The sequence below is a fragment of the Tsukamurella strandjordii genome (assembly GCF_039525985.1).
In the GTDB taxonomy this organism is placed as follows: domain Bacteria; phylum Actinomycetota; class Actinomycetes; order Mycobacteriales; family Mycobacteriaceae; genus Tsukamurella; species Tsukamurella strandjordii.
The window spans coordinates 274209-293814 of sequence record NZ_BAAAII010000002.1 but is presented as its reverse complement, the minus strand read 5'-3'; the positions used below and the strand labels follow the sequence as shown (position 1 = coordinate 293814).

The window sequence follows — 19606 nt, the reverse complement described above, 5'->3', positions numbered from 1 at the left end:
ACCCCGGTCTACTTCAGCTGCGAGCTGTTCAGATCCAAGTGGCGGCGGGCGATGATCAACTGCTGGATCTGCTGGGTGCCCTCGAAGATGTCCAGGATCTTCGAATCGCGCGCCCACTTCTCCAGCAGGGTGCGCTCCGAGTAGCCCAGCGCCCCCGCGAGTTCCACGGCCTTGAGGGTGACATCCGATCCCACCCGGCCGGCCTTGGCCTTGGCCATCGACGCGTTCTTCGAGTTGGGGATCTTGTTATCGGCCATCCAGCCCGACTTCAGCGTCAGCTGGTAGGCGGCCTCCCAATCGGACTCCAGGCGGATGAACTCGGCTGCCGCGTGCGGGACCGTGTTCACCGGGGCGTCGTAATCGATGGTGATGCCGGCGTCCTCGAGAACGGTGCGCAGTTCCTCGAGCGACGCCCGCGCCACACCGATGGCCATGGCGGCCACCAGGGGGCGGGTGTTGTCGAAGGTCTGCATGACCCCCGCGAAACCCTTCTCGACGTTCACCTCGGGGCTGCCGAGGATGTTCTCGAAGGGGATGCGGCAGTCCTCGAACCGGATCTCCGCGGTATCGGAGGCACGGATGCCCAGCTTGTGCTCGAGGCGCGCCACGGTGACGCCCGGGTGCTCGCGCGGCACCACGAAGGACTTGATCGCCGCGCGGCCCGCGCTCTTGTCCACCGTCGCCCACACCACGATGTGGTCGGCGCGCGAGCCCGAGGTGACGAAGATCTTGGTGCCGTTGAGGACCCACTCGTCGCCGTCGCGGGTGGCGGTGGCGGTCACGGCCGCCGAGTCCGAGCCGAAGGAGGGCTCGGTGATCGCCATCGACGCCCACACCTTGCCGAAGCGCTCCAGCTGCTCGTCGGTGGCCACCGCGGCGATCGCGGCGTTACCGAGGCCCTGGTACGGGAAGGCGAGCATGAGGCCCGCATCGCCCCAGCACATCTCGATCGCGTTGATGATCGATTCCATGGTGCCGCCGTTGCGGGTGCCCAGCGGCAGTTCGGGCTCGGGCTTGGGGGCCTCGTCGCCCTCACCCTTCTTGCGGTCGCCGCTCGCCGCCGACGGTGCCTGGCCGGCGTCGGCCAGCCCGTCGTACAGCGCCGCGATGGTGTCGAGCTCCTTGGGGTACTCGTGCTCGGCGAGGTCGTACTTGCGCGAGATGGGGCGGAAGATCTCGGCCGCACCCTGGTGCGACATCTCGGCCGACGCCTTCAGCTTCTTGGGAAGTTCCAGATTGATTGCCATGATGGTTCTTTCGTCTGTCAGAAGTCGATTGGCCTAGAGGACGACGACGCCCTCGGCGATGCCCACACCGCGCAGGTCGCGGTACCAGCGCTCCACCGGATGCTCCTTGGTGAAGCCGTGGCCGCCGAGCAGCTGCACACCGTCGAGGCCGATGCGCATGCCCTTGTCGGTGGCGAACTTCCGTGCCAGCGCGGCCTCCCGGCCGAACGAGAGGCCCTGCTCGGCGCGCGAGGCGCCGCGCCACACCAGCAGCTCCAGGCCGTCCACCTCGGTCGCCATATCGGCCACCGCGAAGGCCACGGCCTGACGGTGCGCGATCGGCTCACCGAAGGCCTCGCGCTCCTTGACGTACGGGGTCACGTAGTCGAGCACGGCGCGCGAGGTGCCCAGCGCCAGCGCTGACCAGCCGAGGCGGGCCAGGCGCACCACGTCGGTGTAGTTCTGCACGGCGGTGTCGAGGTCGACCTCACCCAGCAGTGCTGTCGACGGGACCTTGACGTTGTTGAGGTTCAGCCGGCCCAGTGCGGCGGCGCGCAGGCCCATGCTGGGATCGCCCTCGACGATCACGCCGTTGGTGCCGGACTCCACGATGAACAGGGCGGGCTTGCCGTCCAGCTCGGCGCCCACCACGAAGAGCTCGGCGGTGGCGGCCTGGGGGACCAGCGACTTCACGCCGGTCAGCACGTAGCCGCCCGAGGTGCGAGTGGCCTTGGTGGACAGCGCGAACGGGTCGAACAGCGCACCCGGCTCGGCGATCACCACGGAGGACTGCGGCACCTGCTCGCCCGCGTACTCCTTGAGGTAGGTCTGCTGCTGGCCGTCGGAGCCGTACTGCGCCAGCGTGACCGCCACGCCGCTCGGAGCCAGGATCGGCAGTGCGAGGCCCATATCGCCGTAGGCGAGTGCCTCCGCGACCAGGGCGTTGGTCACGGCACCGCGGTCGCTGCCGGCACCGTCGAGCTCCTCCGGCACGTTGATCATTGTGATGCCCAGCTCGGTGGCGCGCTCGAGGAGCGAATCCGGGGCGGCGGTGGCCGCATCGGCCTCGAAGGCCGCGGGACGGATGATCTCGGCGGCGAAGTCCTTGACCGTGTCCACGATCATCTTCTGCTCATCGTCGGGCGTGAGGTCGTAGTTCGACTTCGACGAGGAGCCGAGGCGCTTGGGCTTGCCGGTGCTGGTGACCACCTGGAAGGTGCGGTTGGCGGCGCCGAGTGCCTTGAAGCCGGTCTTGGTGCCCTCGTAGGCGACGCGGTTCACGAGGCCCTGGAGGCCGCGGTTCTGCACGAACGGGGTCTGGACCACGGCCATCAGGGCGCGGATCAGCTGTCCGGTCGGGTTCCGCCGGATCGGGTTCTTCCCGACGGCGCTGGTGTCCCGGGGGTCGGTTGACGTGCTCATCTCCACCATCTTGTCGTCGTGGCGACCTCGCTGCGCGGAGAGATTCCGGGCCCGTCGATCGCCAACTTACTCTTGAGTCAGGAGCGACCTTACTCCGCAGTAAGATCGGTGCCAAGAGGTGGGACGAAATGTGTCTCGTTGTGTCAGGGGGTGAGACGCGCGAGCACCTGGGGATGCAGCGCGGGGTTGGCCGCGACGGCGGACCCCGCGTGCGGCCCGGGCGTACCGTCGGTGCCCGTGAACAGGCCGCCGGCCTCGCGCACCAGGATCTCCACCGCGGCCAGATCCCACAGGGAGACTTCGGGTTCCACGGCGACGTCCACCGATCCCTCGGCCACCAGGCAGTAGCTCCAGAAGTCGCCGTAGCCCCGCAGCCGCCAGGCATCATCGGCCAGGGCCAGGAAACGGTCGCGCCCGGCGCGGTCCGCGAAATACGACAGGTCGGAGAAGGAGATGCTCGCGTCCGCGATCTCCCGGACCGCCGAGACCGAGATCCGCACCGGCTCGCCACCGTCGAACTGGACGAACGCACCCGAGCCGGCCGAGGCGAACCAGCGGCGGCGCAGCGCGGGCGCCGAGACCACGCCCACTGTGGGCACGCCGTCCTCTAACAGCGCGATGAGCGTGGACCACACCGGGACCGCACGGACGAAGTTCTTGGTGCCGTCGATCGGATCGAGCACCCACTGCCGCCCGGAGAAGACGGGCTCGCCGCCGAACTCCTCGCCGAGTACCGCATCGCCGGGGCGCTCGGCGGCCAGACGCTCGCGGATCAGGGTCTCGGTGGCGAGATCGGCATCGGAGACCGGGGTCAGGTCCGGCTTGGCGTCCACCTTCAGGTCCAGCGCGCCGAACCGCGCCATGGTCAGCTCGTCCGCGGCATCGGCGAGGCTCAGGGCCAGCTGGAGGTCGGGATTCGGGTTCGACGGTGCGCTCGACATAGCTGCACGGTAATCGAGCCCGCGGCCCCGGTTCGTCGCACGCCCCACAGCAGTGCCCACCGTCGGTAATCTGGACATCATGGAGTTCATCTGGATCGCGTTCCTGGCCGTGGTGGTCGCCGCGCTGATCATCGGTTGGCAGCGCTCGAAGAAGACGGCGGTGGGCACCGCCCCCGCCGGCCCGGGCCTCGAGGACGGCGTCCTCACCCTCAGCGGCGTCAGCCCGCGGCCCCTGGAGGCGGATCAGAAGGGACAGGCCTTCGTCACCGTGTCCGGCAGCATCGCCGGCCCCACCACCGCACCCACCGCCGTGTACCGGCAACTCGTGGTGGACTTCTCGCAGCGCTGGCCCGAGGTGGGTGACCAGTGGCCCGTCTACTACAAGGTGGGCAAGGTCGACAGCTCCTGGCAGCTCGGCAGCCTTACCCCGCCGCCGGACTCCGCCGGGCCGCCCGAGCAGTATCCTGGATAACTGTGCAACCTGACGTGATCGCAGACATCGAGAGCCTCGAGACCACCCTCCAGACGGTGGAGAAGGTGATCGACCTCGACGAGCTGCGCCGCCGCGTCGACGAGCTGGAGCACAAGGCCTCGGATCCGGAGCTGTGGAACGACCAGGCCAATGCCCAGCAGGTCACCAGCCAGCTCTCGCACGCCCAGTCCGAGCTGCGCCGGGTCACCGACCTGCGGCAGCGGCTCGACGATCTGCCGGTGCTCTATGAGCTCGCCGAGGCCGAGGAGGGCGACGACCTGGCCGCCGCCCTGGAGGACGCCGACGCCGATCGCGCGAAGCTGCGCACCGAGATCGAGGCGATGGAAGTCAAGACCATGCTCTCGGGCGAGTACGACAGCCGCGACGCGCTGATCAACATCCGCTCCGGCGCCGGTGGTGTGGACGCTGCGGACTGGGCCGAGATGCTCATGCGCATGTACATCCGCTGGGCCGAGAAGCACGGCTACGGCGTGGAGGTCTACGACACCAGCTACGCCGAGGAGGCGGGCCTGAAGTCCGCGACCTTCGCCGTGAAGACCGACTACGCCTACGGCACCCTCTCCGTGGAGATGGGCACCCACCGCCTCGTGCGGATCAGCCCGTTCGACAACCAGGGCCGCCGCCAGACCTCCTTCGCCGAGGTCGAGGTGCTGCCCGTGGTGGAGACCACCGACCACATCGACGTCGACGAGAACGAGGTGCGGGTGGACGTGTACCGCTCGTCCGGCCCGGGCGGCCAGTCGGTCAACACCACCGACTCCGCGGTCCGCCTCACGCACATCCCGACCGGCATCGTGGTCACCTGTCAGAACGAGAAGAGCCAGCTGCAGAACAAGGTCTCCGCCATGAAGGTGCTGCAGGCCAAGCTGCTGGAGCGCAAGCGCCAGGAGGAGCGGGCCCAGATGGACGCGCTCAAGACCAACGAGGGCGCGTCGTGGGGCAATCAGATGCGCTCCTACGTGCTGCATCCGTACCAGATGGTCAAGGACCTGCGGACGAACTACGAGGTCAACAACCCGTCGGCCGTGCTCGACGGTGACCTGGACGGCTTCATCGAGGCCGGCATCCGCTGGCGGATGCGCGGCGATGACGAGTAGCACGCTCGCACTCTCGTTCACCTCGTTCGATACGACGGGGTGGCGACTGCTGATGTTCGAGCGGGTGCTGCCGATCGCCCTCTGGTCGATCGCCGCCGTCCTGGCCAACCGGTTCGTCAACTGGGCCTCCGCGCGCGTCACCCGCCGGATCGACGCCGAGTTCAAGAACAGCGATTCGCTGGTGCGCTCGGAGTCGGCGAAGCACCAGCACGCCGTGATCCAGGTGATCAGCTGGGTGGCCATCGCCGCGATCTACCTGTTCGCCGGCTACCAGATCATCGTGGCGCTGGGCGTCCCGATCACCGCGCTGGTCGCACCCGCCACCGTGATCGGTGCGGCGCTGGGCTTCGGCGCGCAGCGCGTGGTGCAGGACCTACTGGCCGGGTTCTTCCTGATCACCGAGCGGCAGTACGGCTTCGGCGACGTCGTCTCGCTCACGCTGACCGGCGGCTCGACGGCGGAGGGCACCGTCGAGGACGTCACCCTGCGCGTCACCAAGCTCCGCAACACCGACGGCGAGGTGATCACCGTCCCGAACGGGCAGGTGGTCAAGGCCACCAACCTGTCGAAGGACTGGGCCCGCGCCGTCGTCGACATCCCGCTGCCCACCACCGTGGACATCGGCAAGGTGAACGCGCTCCTGCACACCGTGGGGGAGCGGGCGTACCAGGACCCGTACATGTCCACGCTGCTGCTCGACGAGCCCAGCGTGATGGGCGTCGAATCGATCGACCTCGACCAGGTGAACATGCGGATGGTGGCGCGCACCCTCCCGGGTAAGCAGTTCGAGGTGGGCCGCAACCTGCGCGAACGCATCGTGCGCAGCCTCGCCACCGCCGGCATCTCGGTCGATCCGCGCACCGACACCGTCGACCCGCGGACCGAGACCGCCCAGAGTGACGACAAGGCGGCCACATGACCGACGACAAGCCCGTCTCCCCACCCCTCTGGGATCGACTGCCGAAGTACATCCGCGGCACCCGCATCCGCACCAGCACCGCGATCCTGGTCGTGCTGTTCGTGGTGCTGATGGCCTGGTACCAGGACCTGCGGCAGCAGTTCGTGCCGCAGGAGGAGCGCAGGTACGGCCCGACCGCCGGACCGACGGAGACGACGCCGCCCGCGGCCAATCAGCCCTGGGTGTCCGGTACCACCACGCTCACTCGGCCGCCCAGTTCGACGACCATGCCGTCCACGACGCCCTCGGGATCGTCCGGCGCACCGTCGTCCGGGCCGTCCGTATCGGGCAGCGCTGCGCCCCGCCCCGGGCAGCCGACGGCGAGCGGACAGGTCCCGTCGGGCACCACGACGGTGACCATCCCGAGCCCGACCGCCCCCACGGTGCCGCAGCCGGGAGGGTCGGAAACCGGCACTACAGCGCCCGGCGGCGCACCGACAACGACAGTTGCACCGGGTTAGGCCGGGGCGTCAGTACACTGGGCGACCGTGATCACGCTCCAGAACGTCACGATGAAATACAAGGCGTCGGCCCGGCCTGCGCTGAACGACCTGTCGCTGAGCATCGGCAAGGGTGAGTTCGCCTTTCTGATCGGTCCCTCGGGATCGGGCAAATCGACGTTCTTCCGGCTGCTCCTCAAGGAGGACAAGCCCACCAGCGGCGATGTCTACGTGGGCGACTTCCACGTCAACAAGCTGTCCGGGCGGAAGGTGCCGCAGCTGCGGCAGTCGCTGGGCTGCGTCTTCCAGGACTTCCGGCTGCTGCAGCAGAAGTCCGTGGCGGAGAACGTGGCCTTCGCTCTCGAGGTGATCGGCAAGCCGAGCAACGTGATCGACCGCACCGTGCCGCAGGTCCTCGATTACGTGGGGCTGGGCGGCAAGGCCAACCGGATGCCCAACGAGCTCTCCGGCGGCGAGAAGCAGCGCGTCGCGATCGCCCGCGCGATCGCCAACCGGCCGCTGCTGCTGCTGGCCGATGAGCCCACCGGCAACCTCGATCCCGATACCTCCGCCGAGATCGTGGACGTGCTCGACCGCATCAACCGGTCCGGGACCACCGTGGTCATGGCCACGCACGACCGGCACATCGTGGACTCGATGCGCCGCCGCGTGATCGAGTTCCGCATGGGCGACATCGTGCGCGACGACGCCACCGGTGTGTACGGCCTCGGCCGCTGACCGCCCGCTGATCGAGACGAATCCGAAGGACTGATTACCGTGCGTGCCAGCTTCATCACCAGCGAGGTCGCCACCGGCCTGCGCCGGAACGTGAGCATGACCATCGCCATGATCCTCACCACCGCCATCTCGCTGGGCATGTTCGGCGGCGGCCTGCTCGTGGTGCGAATGGCCGACAAGAGCCAGGATATCTTCCTGCAGCGCGTCGAGATCCAGGTGTTCGTCGACGACAAGGTCGCGGCCGACGATCCGAACTGCCAGAAGGCGGTGTGCCAGGCGATCGAGACCACGCTCAAGCAGCAGGCGGGCGTCGACTCCGTGGACTTCATCTCCCAGGAGCAGGCGCTGAACACGGCGAAGACGAAGACCTTCGCCGAGCAGCCCGATCTCGCCGAACTGGTGCGCCCCGGCGTGCTCCCCGCCTCGTTCAAGGTGCGGGTGAACGACGATTCCAAGTTCGCGTCCGTGATCGACGTGGCCAAGGCGCAGCCCGGCGTGACCGATGTGCAGGATCAGCGCAAGCTGGTCGAACGCGTCTTCTCGGTGCTCAACGGCGCCCGCAACGCGGCCTTCTTCATCGCGCTGATCCAGGCTGTCGCCGCGGTGCTGCTGATCGCGAACATGGTGCAGGTGGCGGCGTACACCCGCCGAACCGAGGTGTCGATCATGCGGTTGGTGGGCGCGAGCCGCTGGTACACACAGCTGCCCTTCCTGCTGGAGGCGATGTTCGCCGCGGTGATCGGCGCCGTGCTCGCCATCGGCGGCCTGTTCGCCGGGAAGACCTTCTTCTTCGACCGGGCGCTGCGTGAGTTCTACGGGGTCAACATCCTGGCCCGGATCACCAACACCGACGTGTGGCTGGTGTCGCCGTGGCTCATCCTGACCGGTGCCGTGGGTGCCGGCCTCACCGCGTACCTCACGCTCCGCTTCTACGTCCGCGAATAGCCGCGCGCGAAACTCGCTTTCCCGCCGTTATCGGCCGCCCGTAGAATGGACTGGTTGTCCGCTGTGGGACACATCCGTGTGAGATCGAAAGGAAAGACGAGATGGCGAAGGAGAAGGGGCGCTCGGTGATCGCGAGCAACCGCAAGGCGCGCCACAACTACGCCATCCTCGACACCTTCGAGGCGGGTGTGGTGCTGGTGGGCACCGAGGTGAAGGCGCTCCGGGAGGGCAAGGCCTCGCTGGTCGACGCGTACGCCACCATCGACGACGGCGAGGTGTGGCTGCGCGGGCTGCACATTCCGGAGTACGGCAACGGCTCGTGGACCAACCACACCCCGCGCCGTACTCGCAAGCTGCTGATGCACCGTCGCGAGATCGATTCGCTCACCGGCAAGATCCGCGAGGGCAACCAGACCCTGGTGCCGCTGTCGATGTACTTCAACGACGGCCGCGTGAAGGTGGAGCTGGCGCTGGCCAAGGGTAAGCAGGACTACGACAAGCGACACGACATCGCCCGCCGCACCGCCGAGCGTGAGCTGGTGCGTGAGCTGGGCCGGCGCGTCAAGGGAATGCGCGGATAAATATTCAGCGCCCGCCGTTGGGCGTGGCGCGTTGCTCCGGCACCCGGACCGGCGTTCACTTGAATCAGAGTTACTGATGTGGCTCCTGTGACTCGGGTGGAGGTGTCCGATGAGCGTTGAGAACAAGGCCAAGATGAAGTCGTGGGCGCGACGCGCCGGGACGGTGCTGCTCACCGTGCTGGCCAACATGAGCGCCTCGTCGACGGGGACGAGAGTGCGCCTGACCTAGGCCGCCCGGTGTTCGCCGGCGGGAAAACCGGTGGACGGGCGGCCCCCGGGGTGGGGTACTCTGGAGTCTCCACCCCGTAAGGGATGGGCTTCTGCTGAGGCAGACGATAAGGGGCCGATCGGTTTCGACTTCGTTTGTTGACGCGGGGGAAGCGTGCCGGTGCAGGCTGGAGACCACCGTAAGCGTCGCGGCAACCAATTAAGCGCCGATTCCAATCAGCGCGACTTCGCTCTTGCTGCCTAAGTAGCAAAGCGAGTCTGTCAGCCCGGGTTCGCCCTCGGCCCGGTTCCTGGCATCAGCTAGAGGGATTCACCTCACGGTGCGGTCGCGGCATCGTGAGGGACATCAAACAGCGACTGGGATCGTCATCCTGGCTTGTTCGCGAGACTAGGAGATCCGAGTAGAGACACAGCGGACTGCGCACGGAGAAGCCCCGTAGAAATGACGGAGGACCCGGGTTCAATTCCCGGCGGCTCCACGGAAAGTGCCCCCGACCCCAGGTCGGGGGCACTCTCATGTCGGGCCTCAGAGCAGGGCACTCCGTCGCGGTCCAGCTTCGGTCGGAGGCGACAGCCTGGGCGGGCATTTTCCCGGCGTGTACATCGTTGTATTCGTGGGTGAGCTCAGTCCGAATGGCATGGCAATGGGATTCGCTCACGAGGCGGCCGTGCCGCGACGGCGGACGATCGCCGGGCTGAGACGACCGACGGTGAGGCCTGGTGCAGCGCGGCCGCCCGGTCTCGACGAGTCAGGCGTCCCGGTCCGAGCGGGTAGCGAGAGCGATTTCGCCCTGTTCGGCGCTGCTCACCTTGAGCACGCTGTCGAGCAGCCCGGGGAATCGGTCGTCGAACTCTGCTCGTCGTAACGATGCGCTCTGCTGCTGCCCGGTGTGGGTCCGTCGAATCAGGCCGCACTCGCGCAGCACGCGGAAGTGGTGCGAGGCATTGGACTTGCTGATGCCCAAGGTTTCGTAGATCCGCCAGCATTCCATCTCGCCCTGATCGCCGAGCAGTGTGACGATTCGGAGCCGGAGGGGGTCGCTCAGGCCGTTCATGACCTGGGCGAGCGACACCTCGCTGAGTTCTGCGTGGAACGGATCTCTCACATGTACTAACCTAGCACTCGGAAGACAGTTCAAAAACGTTTGAACTACCTTTGCTCGATGACGTTGCATGATCGGCATCACAATACTCCGTATTTCAATGGTTCAACGACTGTCGTACCGTTGGCTCATGAACCCTAGAATCTATCTCCTCGCCTTCGGTACCTTCACCGTCGGCACCGAGGGCTATGTGATTGCCGGAATCCTGCCTGAAGTCGCCGCCGACGTTCATGCCTCGGTGGCGCTGTGTGGTCAGCTCGTGACCGTGTTCGCCTTGGTGTACGCACTCGCGGGGCCGCCGCTGATCGCGCTCTTCCATCGTGTTCCGCCGAAGACGCTGCTTGTGGGAGCGGCGATCGGCTTCGCCTTGTCGAATGTTCTCGCGGCAGTCGCGAGCAATTTCGCCGTGCTCACCGTCGCCCGCGTGGCGGCTGCGGTGACCGCGGCGCTCTTTGCCGCTCCGGCGGCCAGCGCGGCCGCCGCCCTGAGCAAACCGGAGGACCTGCCGCGAGCCATCGCGGTCACCGCGAGCGGGAACGCTCTGGCGCTCACCGTCGGCGCCCCGATCGGAACGGTGATCGGCGCGCTCGTTGGCTGGCGTGGCGCCTTCTTGTTCGTTGCTGGATTGGCCGTGGTGTCGGCAGTCGGGGTGTTCCTCTGGTTGCCGGCGGTGCCGGTCCCGGCAGCTTCGACCGGGCGGCTCAATCTCCTGCGGAGTGCCCCGATCAGGTGGGGTCTCGTTACCACGTTCGGACTGTTCTTGGCCGCGTACTGCACGTATACATACCTCGCGCCCATCGTGGGGGCCGCCGCAGGAATGGGAAGCCACGGCGTCGCGGCCCTGATGATCGTGTTCGGTGCTGGCGGATTCCTGGCGGGACGCACCATCGGACGGGTCCTGCAGTCGGTTCCGATCAAGCGGGTCCTGATCGTCGTGTTGTCGACGATGACCGTTCTGCTCGGGATTCTGGCGTGGCTCACGGCGATCGAGGTTCACCCGCTTGCCGCGATCGTTCTCTTCCCGCTGCTGTTCGCGTTGGGCGGTGCGTGGTGGTCGGGTGGGATCTCGCAGCAGACGCGTATCGCCGGACATGCTCCGGCACAGCGCTCCCAGGCGATCGGCCTGCACTTCTCCGCGCAGTTCTTGGGCGTTGCTGTGGGCGGTGCGCTCGGAGGCCTGGCGCTGGACAACTCCGGTCCTGTGGCCGTGCCGGTGGTCAGCGCGCTAATCGCAGCGGCCACGATCCTTTCGGTGCGAATGGTGGCGCCCGTCGCCGGTATCGGCGCTCCGGGGGCCGCGGACGCCCGGCCTACCGCCTCCGCGCCGTCATAGGTTACGGCGGCCGCGTTCTTCGCTCTGCGACAGCGAAGACGGTACGTCGTTCTAACGAAAACGCTAAGACCGCACGGCCGGGCCTGCAACTCGGATGAGGTGTGATCCGAGTCACTTCGAGGCGACCTCTCCGGGTACATATAGAACAAGTTCTATAAATTGGTCTGCGAAACCGTGGCCTCGGTTACCGTGCGAACGCATGAAGCTTCGTTCACTTCGTCGCAGCGCATCCGCCGCCGTCGCGGCCATCGCGCTCCTGGTCGCCGCGACTCCGGCGCAGGCCGCACCGCAGCCGGAGAACTTCAATTTCTTCGGCGGCATCCCGTTCGAGCTGACCAACCCGAACGGCTCGCTCCCCGGAACCAACGACTACGCCTGCAAACCCACGGCGCGGCACCCCAACCCCGTCGTCCTGGTGCACGGCACGGGTGGCGGCTCGCAGACCAACTGGGGCGCCTACGCCCCGCTGCTGAAGAACAACGGCTACTGCGTCTTCAGCTTCACCTACGGGGCGCTCCCCGGCGCCCCGTGGCCGGTGAATCAGATCGGCGGCACCAGACCGTTGGCGGCGAGCGCCGAACAGCTCAAGTCGGTCGTGGAACGTGTTCTGCGATCGACCGGTGCGAGCAAGGTCGACCTGATCGGCCACTCGCAGGGCACACTGATGCCGTCGTACTTCGTGAAGTACCTCGGCGGCGCCGCGAAGGTGGGCCGGTACGTCTCCCTCGCCCCGCTGTGGCGCGGGACGAGTGCGGACGTGGGGCGCGCGGTCTCAGCGTTCGTGCGCGGGCTGAACGTGCGCGACCCGTACTTCCCGGTCTTCGAGTCGATCGACGACATGCTGCCGGGATCTCGTTTCCTCGACAAGATCTGGACCGGCGGAACGCCTTACGCCGCCGGCATCGAGTACACCAACATCTCCACCCGCTACGACGAACTCGTGCTCCCGTACACCAGTGGACAGCTTGAGGGTCCTGCCGGAACCAAGGTCACCAACATCGTCGTCCAGGACACGTGCGGGCAGGACTTCTCCGACCACCTCGCGATCGCCGGTTCCCGCCGCGCCGCCTACTTCGTACTCAACGCCCTCGACCCGCAGCATCCGCGGGCGGTGCCGTGCTACGTGGTGCCGCCGTTCTTCGGCGCGTGATCATCGGCCTTCGCGACCGGTGCGGGGGCGGCGGGAGTGGGCGTTCCGGCCGGTGCGGACACCGTCGGCACGTCTGACGCGGCCTGATCGGCCGACCGGTACGCCTCGCCGTGCGGCTCATCGCAGTGATCCTCGTCGCCGACGTGATCCACCTGCAGGGTCGCGTGCTCGATGTCGTAATCGTCGTGCAGTCGCTTGGCCACCGTCGCCCGGACCGCGTGGCAGTCCGCTCCCGGCGTCACCAGGATGTGTGCCGACATCGCGGCCTGGCCGGAGGTGATCTCCCAGATGTGCAGGTCGTGGACCTCTTCCACCGACGGGACGGAGGCGATGTCGGCGCCCACGGCCGAGGGATCGACGCCCTCGGGCGCCGCCTCGAGGAAGATGCGCCCGGAGGCCTTCACCAATCCCCAGCCCGCCTTGAACATGAGCGCGGCCACGACCAGCGCGGCGATCGCGTCGGCCTGGCCCCAGCCGGTGGCCCAGATGATGGCGCCCGCGATCGCCGTGGCGATGAAGGCGTAGAGGTCGTTGAGGATGTGCTGGTACGCACCCTCCACGTTGAGGCTCTCCCGGTTCGCGCGGCGGATGCACATCGTGGCCGCGATGTTCACCGCGCAGCCGGCGAGCGCGGTGAAGAACACCAGCTTGCCGTCCACGTTCGGCGGATCGATGATGCGGGTGATGCCCTCGTAGACGAAGTACACCGCCAGGAGCAGCAGCGTGATGCCGTTGGCCTGCGCCGAGAGGATCTCGGCCCGCTTGAGGCCGTAGGTGTAGCCGCCCTGGGCGGGCTTGGCCGCGATCTTGATCGCGAACAGTGCCAGGACGATCGCCGCAGCGTCGGTGAGCATGTGCGCGGCGTCGGTGATCAGCGCCAGCGAGCTGGCCATGATGCCGATCGTCACCTCGATCGCCATGAAGGCGACGATGAGTGCCAGCGCCAGGCTCAGCCAGCGCTTATCCGCGTCCGCCGAGACTCCATGATCGTGCCCAGCGTGTGAGTGTCCGTCCGCGCCCATGTCACGCCCCCTTCCGGTCCGAGCGGAAGGTTACATCCAAACATGCGCATATATCAATAGAGCGCGGACGGAGCAGTGGCGGATCTCTCAGTCGAGCGCGGCGAGCGCGTCGATCTCGACGAGCATCACCTCGTGCGGCAGGTCGACGAAGACGGTGGTGCGGCAGGGGAGGGCCACGCCCTCCGGCACGTTCTCGGCGATGAAGGCGCCGTACACCTCGTTCATCGCCGCGAAATCGTCGCGGGTGGTGAGGTACACGCGGAACATCATGACGTCGGCGATGGAGGCTCCGCCGGCCTCGAGGATGGCCTTGACGTTCTGCAGTGTGCGCAGCGTCTGCGCCTTCACGTCGCCCTCGGCGATGTACTGGTTGGTGGCCGGGTCCATCGGCCCCTGGCCCGACACCTGCAGCAGGTTGCCGCGGCGCACGCCCTGGCTGAAGAAGTGGGCGGGGGCCGGTGCGTCGGTGGTCGAGACGGCGGTGGCGGGCATTGTTCTCCTCATTCGTTGTCGAGTGATTCGGTTTCCCCGGGGTGTCCGGGAGGTTCAGCGCGGGCGGTACCCGCAGTCCGCCGAGATCGCGGCGCAGGTCTCGCGCAGCGGTCCCAGCAGGCCCAGTAGCTCGTCGAAGGGCAGCACCACGTCGGGAACCGAGACGGACACGGCCGCCACGGTCGCGCCGGTGGCATCCCGGATCGGCGCCCCGATGCAGTTGATCGACGGCTCGTTCTCCTCGCGGTCGGTGGCCCAGTCCTGGGCGCGGACGACGGCGATCTCGTCGAGATACGCCTCCGGCGTGACGATGGTGTTCGGGGTGCGGCGGGTGTAGTCCATGGTGGCCACGATCGGCTTCAGCTCCGCGTCGGGGAGCGAGGCGAGCAGGAGTTTGCCCACCGCACTCGAATTCAGGTTGGCCTCCATGCCCACCCGTGAGTACATCCGGATGAGGTCGCGCGATTCGAGCTTGTCGATGTACACCACGGCATCGCCCTCCCGCGCCGCCAGGTGCGTGGTGCGCCCGTACTCGCGGTTGAAGGCGATCAGGTGCGGGGCTGCGATGGTGCGGATGCTCCGCTGCTCGGAAGCTCGTGCGGCCAAATCGAAGACGCGGGATCCGAGGTGGTAGCGGTGGGAGTCGTCGTGGTACGCGAAGCGCGCGTCGACCAGCGGACGCAGCAACCGTAGTACGGTGGTCTTGTGCACGCCGAGGCGATCGGCGAGCTCGTCGAGTGACGCGGGTCCCTCGCCGAGCAGGGTGAGGATGTCGAGCGCGCGGGTCAGGCTCTGGCTCATACGGTCTCGCTTCCACGGGGTGGCGCGAACGTGTGCTCGCCCACCCAGACGCCGTCGGATCCCACATGGGCTCCGGCCCAGACGTCGTCGTCGCAGTCGAGGAGCGCCCGCAGGGCATCGGGAGGGAGTACCGCGAAATCCGCACGTACCGTGAGGGTCGCGGCCGCACCCGCGTGTCCGCGGCGCAGACAGGTGCGCAGGTCCTCATCGTGTGCGAGGCCGTGTAGGAATCCGGCCGCGAAGGAGTCTCCCGCGCCGACGGGCTCGATCACGTCCACCGATAGGGCGGGAACCGTGGTCTGCGTGCCGTCCCGGGCGATCGCCACGGCGCGCTCGGACCCGTCCTTGACCACCACGGTGCGCGGTTCCGGCAGGAGCGCGCGCACCTGCGCGGGATCGCCCGTGCCGAGGACCCGCTCGGCCTCGTCCGATCCGACGAGCACCACATCGGCGCACCGGGCCAGGTCGATCACGAGTGTGGGATCGCCGTCGGGCCACAGCTGTTCGCGCCAGTTCACGTCGAAGGTCACGGTTCCGGTGATGCCGCTGCGGGTACGCAGCAGGTCTGCGGTGAGCGCGGCGCAGCTCGGCGAGAGCGCGGGCGTGATACCGGAGGTGTGCACGAGCGTGGCGCGGCGCAGCACGTCCGCCACCTCCGGCCGGGTGAGGAAGTCCGGCGACATCGCCGCAGCGGCGGAACCCGCGCGCCGGTAGGTGCTCACGGTGGCCGGCTCGCCGGATGCGTCGATTCCCTCGGTCTTGGCGTAGCGGCCGGTGAACCCGGAGGCGTCCGTCTCCACGGCGTCGACGAGCACGCCGTGGGTGCGCAGGTGGTCGACGATGCGGCGGCCCTCGGCGTCGCCGCCGACGCGACTGATGAAGGCGGCGGCGGTGCCCAGCGTCGCGAGCCCGGTGGCGACGTTGGCCTCGGCGCCGCCCGCGTGCATCGGCGGTGCCGGCGCGTCCAGGTCGCCCGCGGCGACGAGTGCCAGCGCTTCGCCGACGCACGCGATCAGTGGTTCCGACACCACGCCTCCGATTTCCGTAGTTGTGCAGGGCCTGTGGGCGATGCTACCTTCTGTGACACGCGTCACGCAACGGTGATTGCAACATATGCAACGTAGCAGATTGGAGAGCTCGATGGGCAACAGGATCGAGGCGCGACCGGATGCATTGAGTGTGGCCGACAAGGCCGTGCCGGCGTGGGCGGACGGCCTCGACCGGACGGAATTCCTGGCCCGGGAGCCGCACCTGAGCGATCTGTCCACGCCCGTCCTGGTGCTCGACCGCGCGGCGATGGACCACAACGTGGCCGAATTCGCCCGCTGGACCGCCGCCCACGACGTCGACCTCGAACCGCACGGGAAGACCACGATGGCGCCCGCGCTGTGGCAGGACCAGCTCGATGCCGGATGCACCGCCATCACCGTGGCGAACCTCCCGCAGCTGCAGGTCGCGGTGGCCGCCGGATTCCGGGACCTGCACGTGGCGAACGCGATCGCCGATCCCGCGGGACTGCGCTGGCTCGGCGCGGCCCTCGACGCCGATCCCGATCTGGCCGTGACCCTGTGGGCGGACGGCCTGGGCACCGTCGACGCACTGGAACGCGGACTCGCGGACGCCGTCCGCCAGCCCACCGTGCTCGTCGAACTCGGTGGTCCCGGCGGCCGTACCGGGGCCCGCTCGATCGACGACGCCTACGCCATCGGCGAGCGGATCGCCGCATCCGAGCGGCTGCGCCTCGGCGGCGTCACCGGCTACGAGGGCGCCTTCGCGCACGACACCTCCGCCGCATCCCTCGCCACCGTCGACGACTACCTGAACAACCTTCTCGCCCTGCACGACCGACTCCGGCCGCTGTACCCCGAGGGCCGGATCGTGCTCTCCGCGGGCGGCAGCGCCTACTTCGACCGCGTCGCAGCCGTGCTCGGGGGCGTCGAGGGCGCACGCGTGGTGGTGCGGTCGGGGGCGTACATCATCCACGACGACGGCTTCTACCGCTTCATCACACCGTCGGGCCGCGACACCGAGGCGCCGAGACTCCGCTCCGCCATGCACGTCTGGGCGCGCGTGATCTCCCGGCCCGAGCCCGGACTCGCCCTCCTCGACGTGGGACGCCGCGATGTCTCCTTCGACGAGGGACTACCCGAGCCGCAGGCCGCGGCTTCCGAACTCGGAGCCGAGCCGCGACCGTTGACCGCCGAGATCTCCGCCGTCAACGATCAGCACGCCTTCCTCCGGCTCGCCGCCGACGATCCGCTCCGTGTGGGCGATGTGGTCCGGCTCGGACTGAGCCACCCGTGCACCGTCTTCGACAAGTGGCGCGTCATCCCGGTGGCCGCGGACGACACGGCGAATCCGCTCGTCGTCGACCTGATCTCCACGTACTTCTGAGAGCGGAAACCATGCACGACATCCTCATCCGCGGCGCCGCCGTGGTCGACGGCACCGAGACGCCGCGGTACACCGCCGATGTCGCCGTCACCGGAGACACCATCACCGCCATCGGTACCGATCTCGGCGGCGCGCACCGCGTGATCGACGCCGACGGCCTGGTGCTCAGCCCCGGCTTCATCGACATGCACGCCCACTCGGACCTGCAGGTCCTGCTCAACCCCGAGCACCCGTCGCGGATCACGCAGGGCGTCACGTGCGAGGTGATCGGCCAGGACGGCCTGAGTTACGCGCCGGTCAGTGACGACACCCTCGCCGTCGTGCGCCGCCAGATCGCCGGATGGAACACCGATCCCGAGGACTTCGACTTCGCCTGGCGCACCGTGGGCGAGTACCTCGACCACATCGACGCGGCCGGGGTGGCGACGAATCTCGCCTACCTCGTGCCGCACGGCCTGCTGCGCGCGCTCACGCGCGGCTTCGACGACGGGGTCGCCACCGCGGCCGAAGTCGAACGCATGCAGCAGATCCTGGCGCAGGGCCTGCGCGAGGGCGCGGCCGGCCTGTCGACGGGTCTCACCTACACCCCGGCCATGTACGCCGACGGTGCCGAACTGGACGCATTGCTGCGCACCACCGCCCGGCACGGCGGCTACTTCTCGCCGCACCACCGCAGCTACGGTGCTGGCGCGATGGAGGCCTACCGCGAGATGATCGACCTCTCGCGTGCCACCGGCTGCCCCCTGCACCTGGCGCACGCCACGCTGAACTTCGGGCCCAACAAGGGCCGCGCGCCCGAGCTCCTGGCCCTGCTCGACGAGGCGGTCGCGGGCGGTGCCGACATCACCCTCGACACCTATCCCTACCTCCCGGGCGCGACCACCCTCTCCGCGATCCTGCCGAGCTGGGTGGCCGCCGGTGGCACCGACGCCGTCCTGAACCGGCTGCGCGATCCCGCATCGCTGGCCCGGATCCGGGACCACCTGGAGCACACCGGGTCCGACGGCTGCCACGGTGTGATCGCCGAATGGAACACCATCGAGATCAGCGGCGTGGGCGATCAGGCGCTGGCCGGCTACGTGGGCCGCACCATCGAGCAGATCGCCGCGGACGAGCGCCGCGACCCGTTCGACGTGTGCATCGGCATCCTCCTCGCCGACCGCCTCGCCACCGGCATCCTGCAGCACGTGGGCCACGAGGAGAACGTGCGCGCCATCATGGCCCACCCCACCCACACCGGCGGCAGCGACGGACTGCTGGTGGGAGCCAAACCGCACCCGCGGGCCTGGGGGACCTTCGCCCGCTACCTCGGCCACTACAGCCGCGATCTGGGTCTGATGAGCCTGGAGGAGTGCGTCGGCCACCTCACCGGTCGCGCGGCCCGCCGACTGAAACTGCTGCGCCGCGGACTGATCCGCGAGGGCTACGCCGCCGATATCGCCCTGTTCGACCCCGATACGGTGATCGACCGCGCCACCTTCGACGCCCCGCGGACCCCCGCCGCGGGTTTCACCCACGTCCTCGTGCGCGGCGTCCCCGCACTCGACGACGGCCACCTCACCGGCGCCCGCGCGGGCGGAGCGCTGCGGCTCACCGATGAAGGAGTCCTGTGACCACCACCCTGCTCGACGACCTGCGCGCCGACCGGGCGCTCACCGTCGTCCGCGCCACCGAGCTGCCCGATGCCGCCGCCCTGTGCCGGGCCCTGGCCGAGGGCGGCATCCGCACCGTGGAGCTCACCTTCACCACGCCCGGCGTGCTTGGGCACCTCGAACGCGCCGCCACCGTCCCGGGAACCAGCCTCGGCGTGGGAACGGTGCGCACCGCCGCGCAGTCGCGTGACGCCGTCAACGCCGGCGCCCGGTTCCTGGTGACCCCGGACGTGAACGAGGACGTGGCGCAGGCCGCGCGCGACCTCGACGTCCCCGTCTTCCTCGGGGCGCTCACGCCCACCGAGGTCGCGCGCGCCGCCGCCCTCGGGTCGGTGGCCGTGAAGATCTTCCCCGCCCGCGCCTTCGGCCCGGGCTACCTCAAGGACCTGCACGGTCCGTTCCCGGGCCTGCCCCTGCTGCCGTCCGGAGGCGTCAGCGAGGACAACGCCCACGAGTTCCTGGACGCGGGCGCCGTCGCCGTCTGCGCCGGCACGTCCGTCGTGCCACCCGCCACCGTCGCCGCCGGCGACTGGGCCGACATCACCACGCGTGCCGTGCGTTTCGTGGCCGCACTCGGATAGGAGACGCCG

At 68.6% G+C, this 19606-nt stretch carries 20 protein-coding genes and 1 other RNA gene; 13 read left to right on the top strand and 8 right to left on the bottom strand.

All coding sequences use genetic code 11. The annotated features are described in order from the left end of the window. Positions 1-8: 8 nt before the first annotated feature. From ABD108_RS02205 to hisN, 3 genes are all read right to left on the bottom strand, one after another. Positions 9-1247: an acyl-CoA dehydrogenase family protein gene (locus ABD108_RS02205; protein WP_220656171.1), complete on the bottom strand. Its 1239-nt coding sequence runs from the start codon at positions 1245-1247 to the stop codon at positions 9-11. Positions 1248-1280: 33 nt separating this feature from the next. Beyond that, complete coding sequence (locus ABD108_RS02200) at positions 1281-2657, bottom strand: acyl-CoA dehydrogenase family protein (protein ID WP_220656170.1); 1377 nt, start codon at positions 2655-2657, stop codon at positions 1281-1283. A 134-nt stretch (positions 2658-2791) separates the two neighbouring features. Continuing rightward, complete coding sequence (hisN, locus tag ABD108_RS02195) at positions 2792-3589, bottom strand: histidinol-phosphatase (RefSeq protein ID WP_220656169.1); 798 nt, start codon at positions 3587-3589, stop codon at positions 2792-2794. A gap of 79 nt (positions 3590-3668) precedes the next feature. Between hisN and ABD108_RS02190 the strand changes: the two genes are divergently transcribed. The 8 genes from ABD108_RS02190 (at position 3669) to ssrA (ending at position 9551) form a co-directional block, all read left to right on the top strand. Then, a complete protein-coding gene (locus ABD108_RS02190; protein ID WP_220656168.1) occupies positions 3669-4061 on the top strand; it encodes a hypothetical protein in 393 nt (130 codons plus the stop codon). A 2-nt stretch (positions 4062-4063) separates the two neighbouring features. Continuing rightward, complete coding sequence (prfB, locus tag ABD108_RS02185; protein WP_220656167.1) at positions 4064-5179, top strand: peptide chain release factor 2; 1116 nt, start codon at positions 4064-4066, stop codon at positions 5177-5179. Beyond that, positions 5169-6098: a mechanosensitive ion channel family protein gene (locus ABD108_RS02180; protein WP_343929117.1), complete on the top strand. Its 930-nt coding sequence runs from the start codon at positions 5169-5171 to the stop codon at positions 6096-6098. Before prfB ends, ABD108_RS02180 begins: the two co-directional genes overlap by 11 nt. Further along, positions 6095-6598, top strand: a complete 504-nt coding sequence (locus ABD108_RS02175; protein WP_343929116.1) for an Rv3103c transmembrane domain-containing protein — start codon at positions 6095-6097, stop codon at positions 6596-6598. Before ABD108_RS02180 ends, ABD108_RS02175 begins: the two co-directional genes overlap by 4 nt. A gap of 27 nt (positions 6599-6625) precedes the next feature. After that, positions 6626-7315 (top strand): cell division ATP-binding protein FtsE, encoded by a 690-nt coding sequence (gene ftsE, locus ABD108_RS02170; protein ID WP_220656164.1) that lies wholly within the window; start codon positions 6626-6628, stop codon positions 7313-7315. A 39-nt stretch (positions 7316-7354) separates the two neighbouring features. After that, complete coding sequence (gene ftsX / locus ABD108_RS02165) at positions 7355-8260, top strand: permease-like cell division protein FtsX (protein WP_220656163.1); 906 nt, start codon at positions 7355-7357, stop codon at positions 8258-8260. Between the two features lie 101 nt (positions 8261-8361). Beyond that, on the top strand, positions 8362-8841 hold the full coding sequence (gene smpB / locus ABD108_RS02160) for an SsrA-binding protein SmpB (RefSeq protein ID WP_220656162.1): 480 nt from the start codon (positions 8362-8364) through the stop codon (positions 8839-8841). 339 nt (positions 8842-9180) lie between these two features. Then, positions 9181-9551, top strand: a transfer-messenger RNA (tmRNA) gene (ssrA, locus tag ABD108_RS02155). Positions 9552-9818: 267 nt separating this feature from the next. Here the strand turns inward: ssrA and ABD108_RS02150 are convergent. Continuing rightward, positions 9819-10175, bottom strand: a complete 357-nt coding sequence (locus tag ABD108_RS02150) for an ArsR/SmtB family transcription factor (protein WP_343929115.1) — start codon at positions 10173-10175, stop codon at positions 9819-9821. Between the two features lie 127 nt (positions 10176-10302). Here ABD108_RS02150 and ABD108_RS02145 point away from each other — a divergent pair, with 127 nt between their 5' ends. Both ABD108_RS02145 and ABD108_RS02140 read left to right on the top strand, forming a co-directional pair. Beyond that, positions 10303-11505 carry an MFS transporter gene (locus ABD108_RS02145; RefSeq protein WP_343929114.1) on the top strand — a complete coding sequence of 401 codons (1203 nt, stop codon included), beginning with the start codon at positions 10303-10305 and terminating at the stop codon, positions 11503-11505. A 199-nt stretch (positions 11506-11704) separates the two neighbouring features. Beyond that, the gene (locus ABD108_RS02140; protein ID WP_343929113.1) at positions 11705-12655 is read left to right on the top strand and encodes a lipase family alpha/beta hydrolase; all 951 of its coding nucleotides are present in this window, start codon (positions 11705-11707) and stop codon (positions 12653-12655) included. Here the strand turns inward: ABD108_RS02140 and ABD108_RS02135 are convergent. From ABD108_RS02135 to ABD108_RS02120, 4 genes are all read right to left on the bottom strand, one after another. After that, positions 12625-13677: a cation diffusion facilitator family transporter gene (locus ABD108_RS02135; protein ID WP_343929112.1), complete on the bottom strand. Its 1053-nt coding sequence runs from the start codon at positions 13675-13677 to the stop codon at positions 12625-12627. The two genes, ABD108_RS02140 and ABD108_RS02135, sit on opposite strands and share 31 nt — an antisense overlap. Before the next feature lie 87 nt (positions 13678-13764). Then, a complete protein-coding gene (locus ABD108_RS02130; protein ID WP_220656159.1) occupies positions 13765-14169 on the bottom strand; it encodes a RidA family protein in 405 nt (134 codons plus the stop codon). Positions 14170-14223: 54 nt separating this feature from the next. Beyond that, complete coding sequence (locus tag ABD108_RS02125) at positions 14224-14970, bottom strand: IclR family transcriptional regulator (protein WP_305111937.1); 747 nt, start codon at positions 14968-14970, stop codon at positions 14224-14226. Then, on the bottom strand, positions 14967-15998 hold the full coding sequence (locus ABD108_RS02120; protein WP_343929111.1) for a sugar kinase: 1032 nt from the start codon (positions 15996-15998) through the stop codon (positions 14967-14969). The genes ABD108_RS02125 and ABD108_RS02120 overlap by 4 nt, the downstream gene beginning before the upstream one ends. Before the next feature lie 112 nt (positions 15999-16110). On the opposite strand from ABD108_RS02120, the gene ABD108_RS02115 reads away from it, so the two are divergent. The 3 genes from ABD108_RS02115 to ABD108_RS02105 are packed head-to-tail and all read left to right on the top strand — an operon-like array spanning position 16111 to position 19597. Further along, the gene (locus tag ABD108_RS02115; RefSeq protein WP_343929110.1) at positions 16111-17364 is read left to right on the top strand and encodes a type III PLP-dependent enzyme domain-containing protein; all 1254 of its coding nucleotides are present in this window, start codon (positions 16111-16113) and stop codon (positions 17362-17364) included. A gap of 11 nt (positions 17365-17375) precedes the next feature. Next, a complete protein-coding gene (locus tag ABD108_RS02110) occupies positions 17376-18977 on the top strand; it encodes an N-acyl-D-amino-acid deacylase family protein (RefSeq protein ID WP_343929109.1) in 1602 nt (533 codons plus the stop codon). Beyond that, positions 18974-19597, top strand: coding sequence for a bifunctional 4-hydroxy-2-oxoglutarate aldolase/2-dehydro-3-deoxy-phosphogluconate aldolase (locus ABD108_RS02105; protein ID WP_343929108.1), 624 nt, complete (start codon positions 18974-18976; stop codon positions 19595-19597). The genes ABD108_RS02110 and ABD108_RS02105 overlap by 4 nt, the downstream gene beginning before the upstream one ends. Positions 19598-19606: the final 9 nt, after the last annotated feature.

Excerpts from the sequence above, each read along its gene's own strand:
- ABD108_RS02205 (WP_220656171.1), bottom strand. The coding sequence starts at position 1,247 with ATGGCAATCAATCTGGAACTTCCCAAGAAGCTGAAGGCGTCGGCCGAG.
- ABD108_RS02200 (WP_220656170.1), bottom strand. The coding sequence starts at position 2,657 with ATGGTGGAGATGAGCACGTCAACCGACCCCCGGGACACCAGCGCCGTC.
- hisN (WP_220656169.1), bottom strand. The coding sequence starts at position 3,589 with ATGTCGAGCGCACCGTCGAACCCGAATCCCGACCTCCAGCTGGCCCTG.
- ABD108_RS02190 (WP_220656168.1), top strand. The coding sequence starts at position 3,669 with ATGGAGTTCATCTGGATCGCGTTCCTGGCCGTGGTGGTCGCCGCGCTG.
- ABD108_RS02180 (WP_343929117.1), top strand. The coding sequence starts at position 5,169 with ATGACGAGTAGCACGCTCGCACTCTCGTTCACCTCGTTCGATACGACG.
- ABD108_RS02175 (WP_343929116.1), top strand. The coding sequence starts at position 6,095 with ATGACCGACGACAAGCCCGTCTCCCCACCCCTCTGGGATCGACTGCCG.
- smpB (WP_220656162.1), top strand. The coding sequence starts at position 8,362 with ATGGCGAAGGAGAAGGGGCGCTCGGTGATCGCGAGCAACCGCAAGGCG.
- ABD108_RS02145 (WP_343929114.1), top strand. The coding sequence starts at position 10,303 with ATGAACCCTAGAATCTATCTCCTCGCCTTCGGTACCTTCACCGTCGGC.
- ABD108_RS02140 (WP_343929113.1), top strand. The coding sequence starts at position 11,705 with ATGAAGCTTCGTTCACTTCGTCGCAGCGCATCCGCCGCCGTCGCGGCC.
- ABD108_RS02135 (WP_343929112.1), bottom strand. The coding sequence starts at position 13,677 with ATGGGCGCGGACGGACACTCACACGCTGGGCACGATCATGGAGTCTCG.
- ABD108_RS02130 (WP_220656159.1), bottom strand. The coding sequence starts at position 14,169 with ATGCCCGCCACCGCCGTCTCGACCACCGACGCACCGGCCCCCGCCCAC.
- ABD108_RS02125 (WP_305111937.1), bottom strand. The coding sequence starts at position 14,970 with ATGAGCCAGAGCCTGACCCGCGCGCTCGACATCCTCACCCTGCTCGGC.
- ABD108_RS02115 (WP_343929110.1), top strand. The coding sequence starts at position 16,111 with ATGGGCAACAGGATCGAGGCGCGACCGGATGCATTGAGTGTGGCCGAC.
- ABD108_RS02110 (WP_343929109.1), top strand. The coding sequence starts at position 17,376 with ATGCACGACATCCTCATCCGCGGCGCCGCCGTGGTCGACGGCACCGAG.